The following is a 14,600-nucleotide window of genomic DNA, read 5'->3' on the forward strand; positions in this document are numbered from 1 at the left end:
CGTGAACTACTACCTGCGCAAACTCGGGTTCTACCTGATCGCGCTGTGGGCGGCGCTGACGATCAACTTCGTCATCCCTCGCCTGCTGCCCGGGAACCCGGTCGACATCCTGCTCGCCAAGCTGCAGCAGCGCGGCGGCATCGTCAGCGCCGAGACCCGCCAGGCCTACGAGCTGCTGCTCGGAGGGAACACCTCCGAGCCGCTGATCTCGCAGTACTGGAGCTACCTGGTCAACGTGTTCCGCGGCGACCTGGGCGTCTCGGTCTCGTACTTCCCCGCTCCGGTGAGCGAGGTCATCGGGACCTCGCTGCCCTGGACGATCGTGCTGGTGGGGGTGGCTACGGTCATCGCGACGGTGATCGGAGTCGCCCTCGGCGCGATCGTCGGCTGGAAGCCCGGGACCTGGCTCGACTCGCTCGTGCCGGCCACGACGCTCCTCGCCGCCGTGCCCTACTTCTGGCTCGCGCTGATCCTCGTCTACGTGTTCGCGACCACACTCCGGATGTTCCCCTCGCAGGGCGGCTACGACGTGGTGCTGGACCCGGGCTGGAACGGGGAGTTCCTGCTCTCGGCGATCCAGTACGGACTGCTGCCCGCCGCGACGATCGTGATCGCGTCCCTCGGCGGCTGGCTGCTCGGGATGCGCAACATGATGGTGTCGACGCTGTCCGAGGACTACATCCTCACCGCGCAGGCGAAGGGCCTCTCGCAGGGGAAGATCCTCCGCTCCTACGCGGCCCGCAACGCGGTGCTGCCCTCGGTGGCCGGCTTCGCGATCTCGCTGGGCTTCGTGGTCTCGGGCTCGATCGTCACCGAGCAGGTGTTCTCGTACCCGGGCATCGGATCGAAGCTGCTCTCGGCGGTCACCAACAACGACTACGCGCTGATGCAGGGGATCTTCCTCTTCATCACGCTGGCCGTGCTCGGCGCGAACCTCGTCGTCGACCTCTTCTACGGGATCATCGATCCCCGGACCCGAGCGCGGAGCTGACGCCGATGACGAACCTCGCCCCCTCCTCCGACACCGTCGTCGTCGACGCGACCGAGCAGCTCGCGACCGTCGAGGCCTCCAAGGGTCGGCCCCCGCGGCCGGCCTGGCGGATGATGCTGCCGACGCCCACTCCGTGGCTGATCATCGGGCTCGCCCTCGTGCTCGGCGTGGCCCTGTTCGGCCTCGTCGGACCGCTCCTCGTGAGCGACCCGACGACCATCCGCGACATCGGCCTGACCGGGCCATCGGCCGAGCACTGGCTCGGCACGACGCAGACCGGCCAGGACGTGCTCGCCCAGCTCGCCTTCGCCACCCGCGGCTCGCTCGAGATCGGCCTGATCGTGGGGATCCTCGCGACGGCCCTCTCGGCCTTCTTCGGGATCCTCGGCGCGTACCTCGGCGGCATCGTCGACGAGGCCTTCTCGCTCTTCTCGAACGTGTTCCTGGTGATCCCCGGCCTGCCGCTGGTGATCGTCATCTCGGGCTTCGTGCCCCAGGAGCAGCGCGGTCTCTGGACCATCGGCGTCGTGCTGGCCATCACGAGCTGGGCCGGATCCGCGCGGGTCCTGCGCGCGCAGACCCTGTCGATCCGGAGCCGCGACTACGTCTCGGCGTCGAAGGTCGCGGGGGAGCGGGCCTGGCGCGTGATCGCGGTCGAGATCCTGCCGAACCTGCTGCCGGTGCTCGCCTCGCAGTTCGTCTTCGCGGTGATCGCGGCGATCCTCGGCGAGGCGGGCCTGTCCTTCCTCGGCCTCGGCGCGTCCAACTCGTCGACGCTGGGCACGATGCTCTTCTACGCGCAGAACGGCTTCGCCCTGCCGCTCGGAGCCTGGTGGTGGTTCGGCCCTCCCGGCCTGATCATCGCGCTGTTCGGCATGGGCCTGTCGCTGGTCAACTTCTCGATCGACGAGATCATCAACCCGCGGCTCAAGAACGTCCGTCTGCACGCCCGTCGCGCCCGCGCGGCGGCCAAGGCCGAGCGCTCGGGAGCCCGCACCGCGCGAAGGAGCGCCGCATGACCCGCACCGTGCTCGAGGTCGAGGACCTCGGCGTCGTCTACGAGGTGGAGTCGCCCGTCACGGCGGTCCGCGGCGCCACCTTCCGCCTGGGCGAGGGCGAGATCCTGGGGCTCGCCGGAGAATCGGGCTGCGGCAAGACGACCCTCGCCTACGCGGTCAACCGGCTGCACAAGCCGCCGGCGCGCATCGCCTCGGGCCGGGTGGTGTTCCACGACCGCGACGGCACCTCCACCGATCTGCTCGAGCTGGGCGACGACGGGATGCGGGCCTTCCGCTGGTCGAAGCTCTCGATGGTGTTCCAGGGGGCGATGAACGCGCTCAACCCGGTCACCTCGGTGCGGGCGCAGCTCGACGACGTCCTGGTCGCGCACCGGCCGGGGCTGTCGCGGAAGGAGCGGAAGGAGCGCGCGGCCGACGTCCTGCGCCGCGTGGGCGTGGATCCGGTGCGGCTCACCTCGTACCCGCACGAGCTCTCGGGCGGCATGCGGCAGCGGGTGATGATCGCGATGGCGATGATCCTCGAGCCGCAGGTGATGATCATGGACGAGCCGACGACCGCGCTCGACGTGGTGGTCCAGCGCGACATCCTCCGCGAGATCGTGCGGCTGCGCGACGAGCTGGGCTTCGCCGTGATCTTCATCACGCACGACCTGCCGCTGCTGCTCGAGATCAGCGACCGCATCGCCGTGATGCTGCGCGGCGAGATCGTCGAGCTCGCGACGGCGGAGCAGATCTACCGCGCCCCCGAGCACCCCTACACCCGCAAGCTGCTCGGCTCGTTCCCGAGCCTGTCCGGCTCGCGCGGAGCCTTCATCCGCTCGGGGGAGCACCCCGACGCCGTTCTCGAGGAGGACATCGCATGACCAGCGTCAGCGTCACCGATCTGGTGAAGGACTTCAGCATCCGCAAGGGGCTGCGCCGCGAGGCGTTCCGGGCGGTCGACCACGTCTCGTTCGACCTCGTCCCGGGGCGCACCGTCGCCCTGGTCGGCGAGTCCGGATCGGGGAAGTCGACCATCGCGCGGATCCTCGCGCGGCTCGAGAAGCCCACGTCCGGCTCCGTCGACGTGACCCTCGACGACCGCACGCCCGTGCAGGGCTCGGTCTACCGGCGGCACGTGCAGATGGTGTTCCAGGACCCCTTCGCCTCGCTGAACCCGTTCCACTCGCTCGAGCACCACATCGCGCGGCCGCTGCGGATCCACCACCGCACCCGCACGGCGGTCGAGACCCACGAGCGGGTGCTCGAGATGCTCCGGCGGGTGAACCTCGAGCCGGCGGAGGAGTTCGCCCCGCGGCGCCCGCACGAGCTCTCGGGCGGGCAGCGGCAGCGCGTCGCCATCGCCCGGGCGCTCGCCCCGGGGGCGCAGGTCGTCATCGCCGACGAGCCGGTCTCGATGCTCGACGTGTCGATCCGCCTCGGCGTGCTCAACCTGCTCGGCCGGCTGCAGCGGGAGGACCGGCTGGCGGTCCTCTACATCACGCACGACCTGGCGACCGCGCGGCACTTCTCGGACGAGATCCTCGTGCTCTACCGCGGCCGCATCGTCGAGCGCGGGCCGGCGGACGACGTGATCCTGAACCCGCAGCACGACTACACGCGGCTGCTCGCGCTCGCCGCCCCCGACCCCGAGCGGGTCGGCAAGGTGGTCGGCTCGGAGGAGGCGCCGGACCGGTCGCGGATCGACAACTCGGTCTGCTTCAACCACTTCACCGGCGAGTGGGAGCGGGCCGGCGATCGCGCGGCGGCCGTGGGAGCGCCGTGAGCACCTCCGACGGACTACATTCGGCGAGATGACGACTTCGCCGCTGACCGCGCCCGTGCCGGTCGTCCCCGCGGCGGCCCTGCGGATCGAGGACATGCCCGCGGCCACGCGCGCCACGCTCCTCGAGGTGCTGATCCACGGATCGCTGCCGCGGGCCGAGCTGGCGCGCCGGCTCGGGCTCTCGCGGGCCAGCCTCACCCGCATCGCGCGCACGCTCGTCGAGGCGGGGCTGCTCGCCGAGGGCGAGACCCGGCTGCGCGCGGCGACCGGGCGCCCCTCCGAGATGCTGCGGGTGCGCAGCTCCGCCCGCCGCTTCCTCGGCGTCAAGCTCACCGGCGACACCCTCTACGCGGTGGTCACCGACCTCGGCGCCGAGGTGACGGCGTCGACCGAGCACGCCCTGCGGAGCAGTGACGTGGCCGAGGTCGTGCGGCAGATCGCGGAGGCGGCGCACGAGCTCGCAGGGGACGGCGCTCCGCTCACCTCGATCGGCATCGCGATCGCGGGCCGCGTGCGCCAGAACCCGGGCGGCGCCGTCGTCGAGCACTCGGCGTTCCTCGACTGGCACCACGTCGAGCTGGCCCGGCTGGTGCGCGAGGCCACCGGGCTCGCGTGCTCGGTCGAGAACGACGTGCAGGCGCTGACGGCGGCCGAGCACTGGTTCGGCGCCGGCGCCGGCCTCGAGTCGATGGCGCTGGTCACGGTGGGCACCGGCATCGGCTGCGGGCTGGTCGTGAACGGCCGCCTGGTCGAGGGCGGCCACAGCCGTCCGGGCCAGGTCAGCCACACGATCGTCGATCCGGAGGGGGAGCTCTGCGCGCACGGGCACCGCGGCTGCGCGTCGACGATGCTCGTGAACGAGGCGGTGGTCGCCGCGTCCGGCCGCCCCGACGCGACCTACGAGGACGTGGTCGGGGCCGCCCGCGACGGCGATCCGGAGGCGCTGCGCGCGTTCGAGCGCGCCGGCCGGGCGCTCGGCGTGATCATCGCCGAGGTCGCGAACCTCGTCGACCCCGAGAAGGTGGTCGTCAGCGGCGACGGCATCGCCGTCGTCGCCTTCGCGGAGGCGTCGATCCGCGCCGGGATCGCGGAGCGCCTCGAGCGCGAGGCCGTGCCGGTCGAGCTCGACGTGCGCACCTGGGACTTCTCGGAGTGGGCCCGCGCGGGCGCCGCCCTGGCGGTCCGCAGCCTGCTCGCCTGACGCGCGGCCGCCCTGCTGATCGGGGAGACCCAGACCTACCCTGCTGGTGCCGGGGGTCTCGATACGCCGCTGCGCGGCTACTCGACCAGCAGGGGCGTGCGCCTCCTTCGCTGATCGAGTAGCCCGCGGAGGGGGCGTATCGAGATCCCCCTCCGCCCGTGGTGCCTTCGCTGATCGAGTAGCCCGCGCAGCGGGCGTATCGAGATCCACCCCCACCCCCACCCCGCCCTTTGTTGCACCGCTTGACAAAGCCCGCCGGCGACCGGGATGCTCGCAGGGTGACCAGCGTCGATCCCCGGACCCACCGCGCCCCCGTCCTGCCCCGGTTCGCCTTCGGCGGCGACTACAACCCCGAGCAGTGGCCCCGGGAGGTGTGGCGCGAGGACGTCCGGCTGATGCAGGAGGCGGGCGTCTCGATGGTGACTCTCGGCGTCTTCTCCTGGGGTCTCGTCGAGACCGCCGAGGGCGTCTTCGACTGGGAGTGGCTCGACGAGATCGTGGGCCTGCTGCACGAGGGCGGCATCGCAATCGACCTCGCGACCCCGACCGCGGCGCCGCCGAGCTGGCTGCTCGCCGCGCACCCCGAGATCCTGCCGGTCGACGCGGATCTGGTGCCGATCCACCCCGGCGGCCGCCTGGGCTGGTGCCCCAGCTCGGCCGTCTTCCGCTCCCACGCCCTCCGCATCGCCGGCGCGCTGGCCGAGCGCTACGGCCGCCACCCCGCGGTCGCCCTCTGGCACGTCTCGAACGAGCTCGGCGGAGGCAACCGGCACTGCTGGTGCGACGAGTCCGCCACGGCCTTCCGCCGCTGGCTCCGCGACCGCTACGGCACCCTCGACGCCCTGAACGCGAGCTGGGGCACCGCGTTCTGGGGCCACCGCTACTCCGACTTCGAGCAGATCCTCCCGCCGCGGGGATCGCGGGCGATGCACAATCCCGGTCTCCAGCTCGACTTCGACCGCTTCTCCTCGGACGAGCTGCTGGCGCACTACCTCGCCGAGAAGAAGGTGCTGCGCGCGGCCGGTGTCGAGACTCCCATCACCACCAACTTCATGGTCGGCCAGGGCCCCGACGTCGTCGACTACGCGCGCTGGGCGCCGCACTGCGACATCGTCGTGAACGACCACTACACGACCGGAGCCGATCCCCGCCGCGAGCAGGACCTCGCCTTCTCGGCCGATCGGATGCGCGGGTTGACCGAGGACCGCGCGCCGTGGCTCCTGCTCGAGCACTCGACCGGAGCGGCGAGCTGGCAGCCGCGCAACCGCGCGAAGGACCCGGGCGAGATCCTGCGCAACAGCCTCGCGCACATCGCGCGCGGCTCCGACGGCGCGATGTTCTTCCAGTGGCGCGCGTCGACGGCGGGCGCCGAGCAGTTCCACTCCGCGATGCTGCCGCACGCCGGCACCGGCACGAAGATCTGGCGGGAGGTCGTCGAGCTCGGTGGCGTGCTGCAGCGCCTCGAGCCGGTGCTCGGCACGCGGGTCGAGCCCGCCCGCGTGGCGCTCTTGCACGACGACGAGGCGGGCTGGGCGTTCTCGTCCGGGCTGAAGCCGCACAACCGGCTCCGCTGGGCCGAGCAGGCCAGGGCCTGGCACCGCGTGCTCTTCGACCGCACCGTGCTGGTCGACATCGTCCCGCCGTGGCGCGACATCTCGGCCTACTCCCTCGTGGTGGTGCCGGCGCTGTTCCTCGTCTCGGACGAAACGGTCGCGGCGCTGACGGCGTTCGCCGAGGCGGGCGGCACGGTGATCGTCACTCCGCTCTCGGGCATCGTCGACCCCGCGAACCGCGTGCGCACGGGGCTCGCTCCCGGCGCCTTCTCGGCGCTGCTCGGTGCCGGCTCCGAGGAGTTCGGCCCGCTGCAGGAGGGCGAGTCCTTCGAGCTCGACACCGGCTGGCGGGGAGCGGAGTGGACCGAGCGCGTCCACGCCGTCGACGCGGAGGTCGTGGCCCGCTACCGCGGCGGGGTCCTCGACGCACTCCCCGCCGTGACCCGTCGCCGGGTCGGCGCGGGCGAGGCCTGGTACGTGTCGGCGCTCCTCGACGACGACGGGATCGGCGGTCTGCTCGACCTGCTCGATCCCGCCCTGACCGCCCCGGTGCTCGATGCGCCGCGGGGCGTGGAGGCGGTGCGGCGGGAGGGGCCCGCCGGCCGCTTCCTGTTCCTCCTCAACCACACCGACGAGGCGGTGACCGTGGAGGCGAGCGGACGCGACCTCGTCTCGGGCGACGAGGCCGACGGCTCCGTCGGGATCCCGGCCGGCGGCGTGCGCGTCCTCGCCCTGCGCGACGGGAGTCTCGCATGAGCGTCCGGATGCTCCGAGCGGCCGGGACAGCGCTGATCGTCGCCCTCCGCGACGAGGGGCTGCCCGAGATCCTGCACTGGGGCCGCGACCCCGGGCCGGTCGACGCCGAGGCGCTCGCCGCGCTGGACGCCGCGTCCGTTCGGCAGGTCCCCTCCAGCGCCCTGGACGCCCCGTGGCCGCAGACGATCCTGCCGGGGGAGCAGGACGGTTGGCAGGGCCGGCCGGGTCTCGCCGGGCACATCGCCGGCGAGCCGCTGCTGCCCTCCTGGCGGGTCGTGTCGCTCGAGAGCGACGAGCGCTGCCTCGTGCTCGAGGCCGTCGCCGACGAGCTCGCGCTCTCGTCCTCCTTCCACTTCGACGACGCCGGGGTGCTCGTCGTCGTGCACGCCCTCGCGAACCGCGGCGAGCGCGTCCTCGAGCCCTCGATCCTCGAGGCGACCCTGCCGCTGGACGCGCGGGCCGTCGAGTTCCTCGACCTCTCGGGCCGCTGGACCCGCGAGCGCTCGCCCCAGCGCCGCCCCGTCTCGCACGGCAGCATCGTGCGGGAGTCGCGGCGCGGCCGCACGGGGCACGACGCCCCGACACTCGCGATCGCGGGCACCGCCGGCTTCGGCGACCGCAGCGGCGAGGTGTGGGGCGTGCACCTGGCGTGGAGCAGCGACTCCGTGCACCGCGTCGACCGGCTGCCGGAGGGGCGCGGCGCGCTCGGCGCCGGCGAGCTGCTGCGGGCCGGCGAGATCGCCCTCGGCCCCGGCGAGCGCTTCGAGGCCTCGGCCGCGCACTTCGTCTGGAGCGACGCCGGACTCGACGGCCTCTCGCGGCGGCTGCACGCCTCCCTCCGCGCCCGCCCCTCGCACCCGAGCACCCAGCGGCCCGTCCACCTCAACACCTGGGAGGCCGTCTACTTCCGGCACGACCTGCCGACCCTGATCCGCCTGGCCGATGCGGCCGCCGAGATCGGAGTCGAGCGCTTCGTCCTCGACGACGGCTGGTTCGACGGGCGGCGCGACGACTCCGCGGGCCTGGGCGACTGGACGGTCGACGCGGAGGTGTGGCCCGAGGGTCTGCACCCGCTCGTCGAGCACGTGCGCGGCGCCGGGATGCAGTTCGGGCTGTGGGTGGAGCCCGAGATGGTGAGCCCCGGCTCGAGGCTCGCCCGCGAGCACCCCGACTGGCTGCTCGAGTCGCCGCGCCGAGCGCGGAGCTGGCGCAACCAGCACGTGCTCGACGTCGCGCGTCCGGAGGTGTCGGCGCTGCTGCTCGAGCGGCTCTCGGCCCTGGTCGAGGAGTACGCGATCGACTACCTCAAGTGGGACCACAACCGCGATCTGCTCGAGGCGGTCCACGCGGGACGGGCGGGGGCGGATGCGCAGACCCGCGCGGTCTACGCCCTGCTCGACGCGCTGCGGGAGCGGCACCCCGGGCTCGAGATCGAGTCCTGCGCCTCCGGAGGCGGTCGCGTCGACCTCGGGATCCTCGCGCGGACCGACCGGGTATGGGCGTCCGACACCAACGATCCGCTCGAGCGACTGCGGATCCAGCGCTGGACCGAGCTGCTGCTGCCGCCCGAGCTGATCGGCAGCCACGTCGGCCCCGAGCGGGCGCACACCACCGGGCGGACAGCCGAGCTCGCGTTCCGCATGGCGACCACGCTGTTCTCCTCGCCCGGCATCGAGACCGACATCACCGGCTGCAGTGCCCAGGAGCGGACAGCGCTCGCCGCGTGGATCCGCTTCTACAAGCGCATCCGGCCGCTCCTCGCGACGGCCGAGCTCGTGCACGGCGACACGGCCGACGACGGCTCCGAGCTCACCGGAGCCGTCTCGCCCGACCGCCGGTACGCCGTCTACCGACTGGCGCGCTCGAGCACCGGAGAGGACGCGGTGCCTCCGGCCACCCGGCTCGTCGGGCTCGACCCGTCGCTGCGCTACCGGGTGCGGGTGGTCGACGAGCTCGCTCCCGAGCGCTTCCTCGACGCGGTGCCCCCGGAGTGGACGCGCCGCGGCGAGGTCGTGCTCCCGGGCTCGCTGCTCGCCGAGGTGGGCCTGCGGACCCCGCTGCTCGCGCCGTCCTCCGCCCTCGTGCTCGAGGTGGAGGCTCTCGATGGGCTCTGACACCGCGGTGCGGCTCGCCGCCGAGCTCGAGGAGCGCGCCCGCGAGCTGCTGCCCTGGTTCGTCGCCGAGTACTACGGGGCGGTCGCGGGAGGGGCGCTCGAGCGCGACGCCGACCTCGCGGCCTGGGACGCGGTGCGCTTCCGCCCCGCCGCCCTGCACGGAGAGCCCGACGCCTCGATCGCCACGACCGTCCTCGGCACCCCGATCGCCGGCCCGGTGATGATCGCGCCGATGGCGCAGCAGGTGGCGGCCGACCCGCGCGGCGAGGTCGCGACGGCGGAGGCGGCGGCCGGCGCCGGCACGCTGCTGGGCGTCTCGACCAACACGGCCGTGCCCTTCGAGCGCGTCACCGCCGAGGGCGCGCCCTGGTGGTTCCAGGTCTACCTCCTCGCCGACCGCGACGTGACCCGCGCCCTCGTCGAGCGGGCCGCCGCCGCGGGCGCCCGCGCGCTGATGCTCACCGTCGAGACGCCGGTGCTCCGGGAGGAGCGACCGGGGACCGAGCCGCTCAGCTGGCCCGACGTGCCCGGCCGAGCGCGCCTGGGAAACCTGACGGCCGCCGAGCGCGAGCGGGTGCTGCACCGCCCGGTCCCGCATCCGGGGCTGGCCGACATCGGGTGGCTCGCCGAGGTCTCCGGACTCCCCGTCGTCGTGAAGGGCGTGCTGCGCGGCGACGACGCCCGCCGCGCGGTCGACGCGGGCGCCTCCGGGGTCGTCGTCTCGACGCACGGGGGCCGGCGGATGGACGGCTCGATCACCGCCGTCGCCGCTCTCGCCGAGGTGGTCGAGGCGGTCGGCCGAGACGTCGAGGTCTTCGCGGACAGCGGCGTGCGCTCCGGGAGGCACGTGCTCGCGGCACTCGCGCTCGGCGCCCGCGCGGTGTTCGTCGGCCGCCCGGTGATGTGGGCGCTCGCCGCGGGAGGGGCGGACGAGGTCGTCCGCTACCTCGCGGTCCTCGACGCCGAGTTCCGCACGATGCTGCGGCAGTCGGGCGCCGCGTCGATCAGGGATCTCGGCGGACTCGCCGTGCCGCCGCCCGAGTGGCGGCGCTGACTCCGGCTCAGCGCTCCGACACCCGCACGAGCAGCGAGCCCGGATCCACCCGGATCCGCACGGCCGAGGCCAGCCCGAAGCCGTCGCCGTCCAGCTGGATCTCCTGCGGCTCCTCGACCCGGATGCGCACGTCCTCGCCCTTGAGGTAGATCACGTCACGGGCGTCCTCGCGCAGGTCGATGAGCTTGCGGCCCGCGGCGGAGCGGCGCAGCACGCCGTTCTCCCACGTGATCGTGTTCCACACCTTGAGCCAGCCCAGCGGGCCGCGCGGCCGCAGCGCCACGATGTCGAGCACTCCGTCGTCCGGCTCCGCGTCCGGGATCAGCAGGATCCCGCCGGGCAGCACCCCGCAGTTCCCGACCATGACCGAGTGCACCGAGACCGTGCGCGACGCCGCGCCGTCGATCGAGTAGCGCAGCTTCACCGGCTGGAGCTCGGCCAGCGCGCGGACGCCGCCGTCGACGTACGCGAGCCAGCCCACCGCCTTCTTCAGCGCTGTGTTGGTCTTCGCGATCATCTTCGCGTCGATGCCGAGGCCCGCCATCACCAGGAACACGTTCTCGACCCGCTCGCCGTCCGGGCGCTCGAGCTCGACCACGCCGGTGTCGATCCGGCGCTCGCCGCCGCCGAACGCGACCCGCACCGCCTCCTCGAAGCCGAGGGGCAGGCCGAGGTTCCGCACGAGCAGGTTGCCCGTCCCGAACGGCAGCACGGCGAGGGCGGTGCCGGAGCCGCGCAGCCCCTCCGCGACCGAGCGCACCGTGCCGTCGCCTCCCGCGGCGAGCACGACGTCGACCCCGGAGGCGGTCGCCGCGCGGGCCTGCGTCGCTCCGGGCTCCGACGGGGTCGTCTCGAACCAGACGGTGGGCGCCCAGCCGTGCTCCTGCTCGGCCGTCGCCACGAGGTGCCGCAGCCGCGCCTGGTCGCCCTTCGAGGGGTTCACGACGACCGCCGCGCGCCTGGATCCGGTCTCCGTCATGGAGGAACGGTAGCGGGCGGCGGCGTCGCTCCGGCTGGGAGGGCTACACCCCGGCGGTGGTGCGGGCGCGACGGGCGCGCTGGCGGTCGTGCTCGGCGCCGAGCAGCGCCCGCGTCTGCGGCGTCCCGAGGAGCTCGATCAGCACGTCGACCTCCTCCTCGAGGCGCTCGGCGTGCACGAGCGGATCGGTGCGCAGCAGCCGCTTCGTCGCGGCGGCCACGTGGGCGGGACGCGCGGCCAGGGCGCTGACGCGCTCGTCGATCCGACCCGCGAGATCGGCGCGCGGCACGATCTCGGTGACGAGCTGCCACTCCAGCGCCTCGATCGCTCGGACCGGACGCCCGGAGAGGGTGAAGTCGAGCGCGCGGCGGCGGCCGATCGTCCGGGGGAGCGAGACCGTCACTCCGCAGTCGGGGACGAGCCCCACGTCGCCGTAGGCGCTGAGGAACACCGCGCCCGGAGTCGCGACGACGATGTCGGCCGCGAGGGCGAACGCGATGCCGGCGCCGGCCGTCATCCCGTCGACGGCGCAGACCACGACGGCGTCCGTCTGCTCCAGCACGCGGAAGACCTCGGCCGACACCGTGGCCAGCTCGCGGAGGTAGAGCTCGGGCTCGGCGGCCCCCATGATCGCCGAGACGTCGCCGCCGGTGCAGAACGCGCGACCGGCAGCCTCGATCACGATCACCGTGCAGTCGGGATCGGCGTCGAGCTCGAGGACCGTCTCGAGCAGCAGCGAGGCGAAGCCGAGGTCGATCGAGTTGAGGGCGCCCGGGCGGTTCAGCACGACGCGGGCGATCGGGCCGTCGCGGGCGACGAGGACGGGAGCGGTCGGGTCGGTCATGCGGCGGTTCCGTTCGGGGGCGGGGCGGGGGAGGGGACTCACAAGATTCGCAGCACTGCCCCCGATCGGATGGCACTGCTCGGTCGATCCCCAGGTGGGGAGGGCACGATGCGCGCCCCGGCTAAACTGCCGGGGTGATTGATCCCGTACTTCTCCGCGAGAACCCGGACGTCCTCAAGCGCTCGCAGGAGGCGCGCGGCGACTCCGTCGAGCTCGTCGACGAGGCTCTCGAGGCCGACCGCGTACGGCGCGCGGCGATCACCGAGGCCGAGCGGCTGCGCGCCGAGCAGAACGCCTTCGGCAAGACCGTCGCGAAGGCCCCGAAGGACGAGAAGGCCGCCCTCGTGCAGGAGGCGCAGCGTCTCGCCGCGGGCGCCAAGCAGGCCCAGCAGGAGGCGGCGGAGGCGGATGAGCGCTTCACCTCGCTCGTGAAGCGCATCGCCAACCCGATCATCGAGGGCGTGCCCGCCGGTGGTGAGGAGGCGTTCGAGCTCGTCAAGACGGTCGGCGAGCGCCCCGTGTTCGATTTCGAGCCGCGCGACCACCTCGAGATCGGCGAGCTCCTCGACGGCATCGACATGCAGCGCGGCGCGAAGGTCAGCGGCGCCCGCTTCTACTTCCTCAAGGGCCTCGTCGCCCGCCTCGAGATCGCCCTGATGAACCTCGGCCTCGAGCGTGCGCTCGAGGCCGGGTTCACCCCGCTGATCACCCCCACGCTGGTGCGACCCGAGATCATGGACGGCACCGGGTTCCTCGGCGAGCACGACGACGAGGTCTACCGCCTGCGCGACGACGACCTCTACCTCACCGGCACCAGCGAGGTCGCGCTCGCCGGCTACCACAGCGACGAGATCCTCGACCTCGCCGGCGGAGCCAAGCGCTACGCCGGTTGGAGCACCTGCTACCGCCGCGAGGCCGGCTCGGGCGGTCGCGACACCCGCGGCATCATCCGCGTGCACCAGTTCAACAAGCTCGAGATGTTCGTCTACACGCTGCCCGAGGACGCGGAGGCCGAGCACGAGCGCCTCCTCTCCTACCAGGAGGGCATGCTGCAGAGCCTCGGCCTGCACTACCGCGTGATCGACACCGCCGCCGGCGACCTCGGCCAGAGCGCCGCGCGCAAGTTCGACGTCGAAGCGTGGGTGCCCACCCAGGACGCCTACCGCGAGCTCACGTCGACCTCGAACTGCACCACCTTCCAGGCCCGCCGTCTCGACACCCGCTACCGCACCGAGTCCGGCAAGACCGCTCCTGTCGCGACCCTGAACGGCACTCTCGCGACCACCCGCTGGATCGTCGCCCTGCTCGAGACGCACCAGCGCGCCGACGGCTCGGTCGTGGTCCCGGAGGCGCTCCGCCCGCACCTCGGTGGCCTCGAGGTCCTCGAGCCGGTCGCCACGGCATGAGCGCCGCCTCCGGTCGTCGCCTCGTCGCGCTCGACATCGACGGCACCGTCATGCACGAGGACGGCACCATCACCGACGCCGTGATCGACGAGATCCTGCGCGTCCAGCGCCAGGGCGACGAGGTCATGCTCGCCACGGGCCGCTCGCCCGCGTCGACGCTGCCCGTCGTGGCGCGCCTGGGCATCGCTCCGGAGTACGTGATCTGCTGCAACGGCGCGGTCACCCTGCGCCGCGACGAGGGCGTCGAGGGCGGCTACCGCCCCGAGATCGTCAAGACCTTCGACCCCACCGAGGTGCTGCAGAACATCTTCCGCTTCCTCCCCGAGGCGCACTACGCCGTCGAGGACGAGCACGGCGCCTTCTTCTACACCGAGGCGTTCCCGGGAGGCGCGGTGATGGGCGTCGAGACCACCCACGTCCCGTTCGAGGAGCTCCTGGGCCGCCTCTGCACCCGCGTCGTCGTCATCTCGCCCGAGACCGGCATCGAGGAGTTCTCCGGCCTCGTCGAGAAGATGGGCCTGCACCAGGTCAGCTACGCCATCGGCTGGACGGCGTGGCTCGACATCGCCCCCCACGGAGTGAACAAGTCGACCGCCCTCGAGGTCGTCCGCGAGGAGCTCGGCATCGAGCGCTCCGACGTCGTCGCCCTGGGCGACGGCCGCAACGACATCGAGATGCTCACCTGGGCCGCCGAGCACGGAGCCGGCCTGGCCATGGGTCAGGCGCCCGACGAGGTCCGCGCGGTCGCCTCGGCCGTCGTGCCCCCCGTCGAGGAGGACGGCGTCGCCGCCGCCCTCTCGACCCTGCGCTGACCCGCGCCGTCCCGAACCGAGGTCGGGAGCGCCCGCCAGCGGCCCTCAGCGTCGCCGCGACGCTCACGCCCTCGGTTCCGAACGCGGTCCCCGCCCGCGGGACGCC

Annotated in this window: 12 protein-coding genes; 10 read left to right on the top strand and 2 right to left on the bottom strand. The window is 73.2% G+C overall.

Going from position 1 to position 14,600, the window contains the following annotated elements:
* Position 1: 1 nt before the first annotated feature.
* From C1I63_RS09070 to C1I63_RS09105, 8 genes are all read left to right on the top strand, one after another.
* Positions 2 to 991, top strand: a complete 990-nt coding sequence (locus C1I63_RS09070; RefSeq protein ID WP_056866468.1) for an ABC transporter permease — start codon at positions 2 to 4, stop codon at positions 989 to 991.
* A gap of 5 nt (positions 992 to 996) precedes the next feature.
* Positions 997 to 2,010 carry an ABC transporter permease gene (locus C1I63_RS09075; protein ID WP_055786918.1) on the top strand — a complete coding sequence of 338 codons (1,014 nt, stop codon included), beginning with the start codon at positions 997 to 999 and terminating at the stop codon, positions 2,008 to 2,010.
* Positions 2,007 to 2,873, top strand: a complete 867-nt coding sequence (locus C1I63_RS09080) for an ABC transporter ATP-binding protein (RefSeq protein WP_055786921.1) — start codon at positions 2,007 to 2,009, stop codon at positions 2,871 to 2,873. The genes C1I63_RS09075 and C1I63_RS09080 overlap by 4 nt, the downstream gene beginning before the upstream one ends.
* Positions 2,870 to 3,775 (top strand): ABC transporter ATP-binding protein, encoded by a 906-nt coding sequence (locus C1I63_RS09085; protein WP_107574584.1) that lies wholly within the window; start codon positions 2,870 to 2,872, stop codon positions 3,773 to 3,775. The genes C1I63_RS09080 and C1I63_RS09085 overlap by 4 nt, the downstream gene beginning before the upstream one ends.
* 28 nt (positions 3,776 to 3,803) lie before the next feature.
* Positions 3,804 to 4,976 (top strand): ROK family transcriptional regulator, encoded by a 1,173-nt coding sequence (locus C1I63_RS09090; RefSeq protein ID WP_235576843.1) that lies wholly within the window; start codon positions 3,804 to 3,806, stop codon positions 4,974 to 4,976.
* Positions 4,977 to 5,254: 278 nt separating this feature from the next.
* The gene (locus tag C1I63_RS09095) at positions 5,255 to 7,285 is read left to right on the top strand and encodes a beta-galactosidase (RefSeq protein WP_244907014.1); all 2,031 of its coding nucleotides are present in this window, start codon (positions 5,255 to 5,257) and stop codon (positions 7,283 to 7,285) included.
* The gene (locus C1I63_RS09100; protein ID WP_107574585.1) at positions 7,282 to 9,399 is read left to right on the top strand and encodes an alpha-galactosidase; all 2,118 of its coding nucleotides are present in this window, start codon (positions 7,282 to 7,284) and stop codon (positions 9,397 to 9,399) included. The genes C1I63_RS09095 and C1I63_RS09100 overlap by 4 nt, the downstream gene beginning before the upstream one ends.
* The gene (locus tag C1I63_RS09105) at positions 9,389 to 10,453 is read left to right on the top strand and encodes an alpha-hydroxy-acid oxidizing protein (RefSeq protein ID WP_211315604.1); all 1,065 of its coding nucleotides are present in this window, start codon (positions 9,389 to 9,391) and stop codon (positions 10,451 to 10,453) included. Before C1I63_RS09100 ends, C1I63_RS09105 begins: the two co-directional genes overlap by 11 nt.
* A gap of 7 nt (positions 10,454 to 10,460) precedes the next feature.
* Here the strand turns inward: C1I63_RS09105 and C1I63_RS09110 are convergent, their stop codons facing one another.
* Both C1I63_RS09110 and C1I63_RS09115 read right to left on the bottom strand, forming a co-directional pair.
* Positions 10,461 to 11,432, bottom strand: coding sequence for a diacylglycerol/lipid kinase family protein (locus C1I63_RS09110; protein ID WP_107574586.1), 972 nt, complete (start codon positions 11,430 to 11,432; stop codon positions 10,461 to 10,463).
* Between the two features lie 43 nt (positions 11,433 to 11,475).
* Complete coding sequence (locus C1I63_RS09115; protein ID WP_055786934.1) at positions 11,476 to 12,276, bottom strand: enoyl-CoA hydratase/isomerase family protein; 801 nt, start codon at positions 12,274 to 12,276, stop codon at positions 11,476 to 11,478.
* A 134-nt stretch (positions 12,277 to 12,410) separates the two neighbouring features.
* On the opposite strand from C1I63_RS09115, the gene serS reads away from it, so the two are divergent.
* A complete protein-coding gene (serS, locus tag C1I63_RS09120; protein WP_107574587.1) occupies positions 12,411 to 13,682 on the top strand; it encodes a serine--tRNA ligase in 1,272 nt (423 codons plus the stop codon).
* A complete protein-coding gene (locus C1I63_RS09125) occupies positions 13,679 to 14,494 on the top strand; it encodes an HAD family hydrolase (protein ID WP_107574588.1) in 816 nt (271 codons plus the stop codon). The genes serS and C1I63_RS09125 overlap by 4 nt, the downstream gene beginning before the upstream one ends.
* Positions 14,495 to 14,600 lie beyond the last annotated feature (106 nt).

This window comes from Rathayibacter caricis DSM 15933 (assembly GCF_003044275.1).
Taxonomy (GTDB): Bacteria; Actinomycetota; Actinomycetes; order Actinomycetales; family Microbacteriaceae; genus Rathayibacter; species Rathayibacter caricis.

What these genes read in the sequence shown, in the direction of transcription:
- C1I63_RS09080 (WP_055786921.1), top strand. Translation starts at nt 2,007, where the DNA reads ATGACCCGCACCGTGCTCGAGGTCGAGGACCTCGGCGTCGTCTACGAG.
- C1I63_RS09100 (WP_107574585.1), top strand. Translation starts at nt 7,282, where the DNA reads ATGAGCGTCCGGATGCTCCGAGCGGCCGGGACAGCGCTGATCGTCGCC.
- C1I63_RS09110 (WP_107574586.1), bottom strand. Translation starts at nt 11,432, where the DNA reads ATGACGGAGACCGGATCCAGGCGCGCGGCGGTCGTCGTGAACCCCTCG.
- C1I63_RS09085 (WP_107574584.1), top strand. Translation starts at nt 2,870, where the DNA reads ATGACCAGCGTCAGCGTCACCGATCTGGTGAAGGACTTCAGCATCCGC.
- C1I63_RS09105 (WP_211315604.1), top strand. Translation starts at nt 9,389, where the DNA reads ATGGGCTCTGACACCGCGGTGCGGCTCGCCGCCGAGCTCGAGGAGCGC.
- C1I63_RS09090 (WP_235576843.1), top strand. Translation starts at nt 3,804, where the DNA reads ATGACGACTTCGCCGCTGACCGCGCCCGTGCCGGTCGTCCCCGCGGCG.
- C1I63_RS09075 (WP_055786918.1), top strand. Translation starts at nt 997, where the DNA reads ATGACGAACCTCGCCCCCTCCTCCGACACCGTCGTCGTCGACGCGACC.
- C1I63_RS09125 (WP_107574588.1), top strand. Translation starts at nt 13,679, where the DNA reads ATGAGCGCCGCCTCCGGTCGTCGCCTCGTCGCGCTCGACATCGACGGC.
- C1I63_RS09115 (WP_055786934.1), bottom strand. Translation starts at nt 12,276, where the DNA reads ATGACCGACCCGACCGCTCCCGTCCTCGTCGCCCGCGACGGCCCGATC.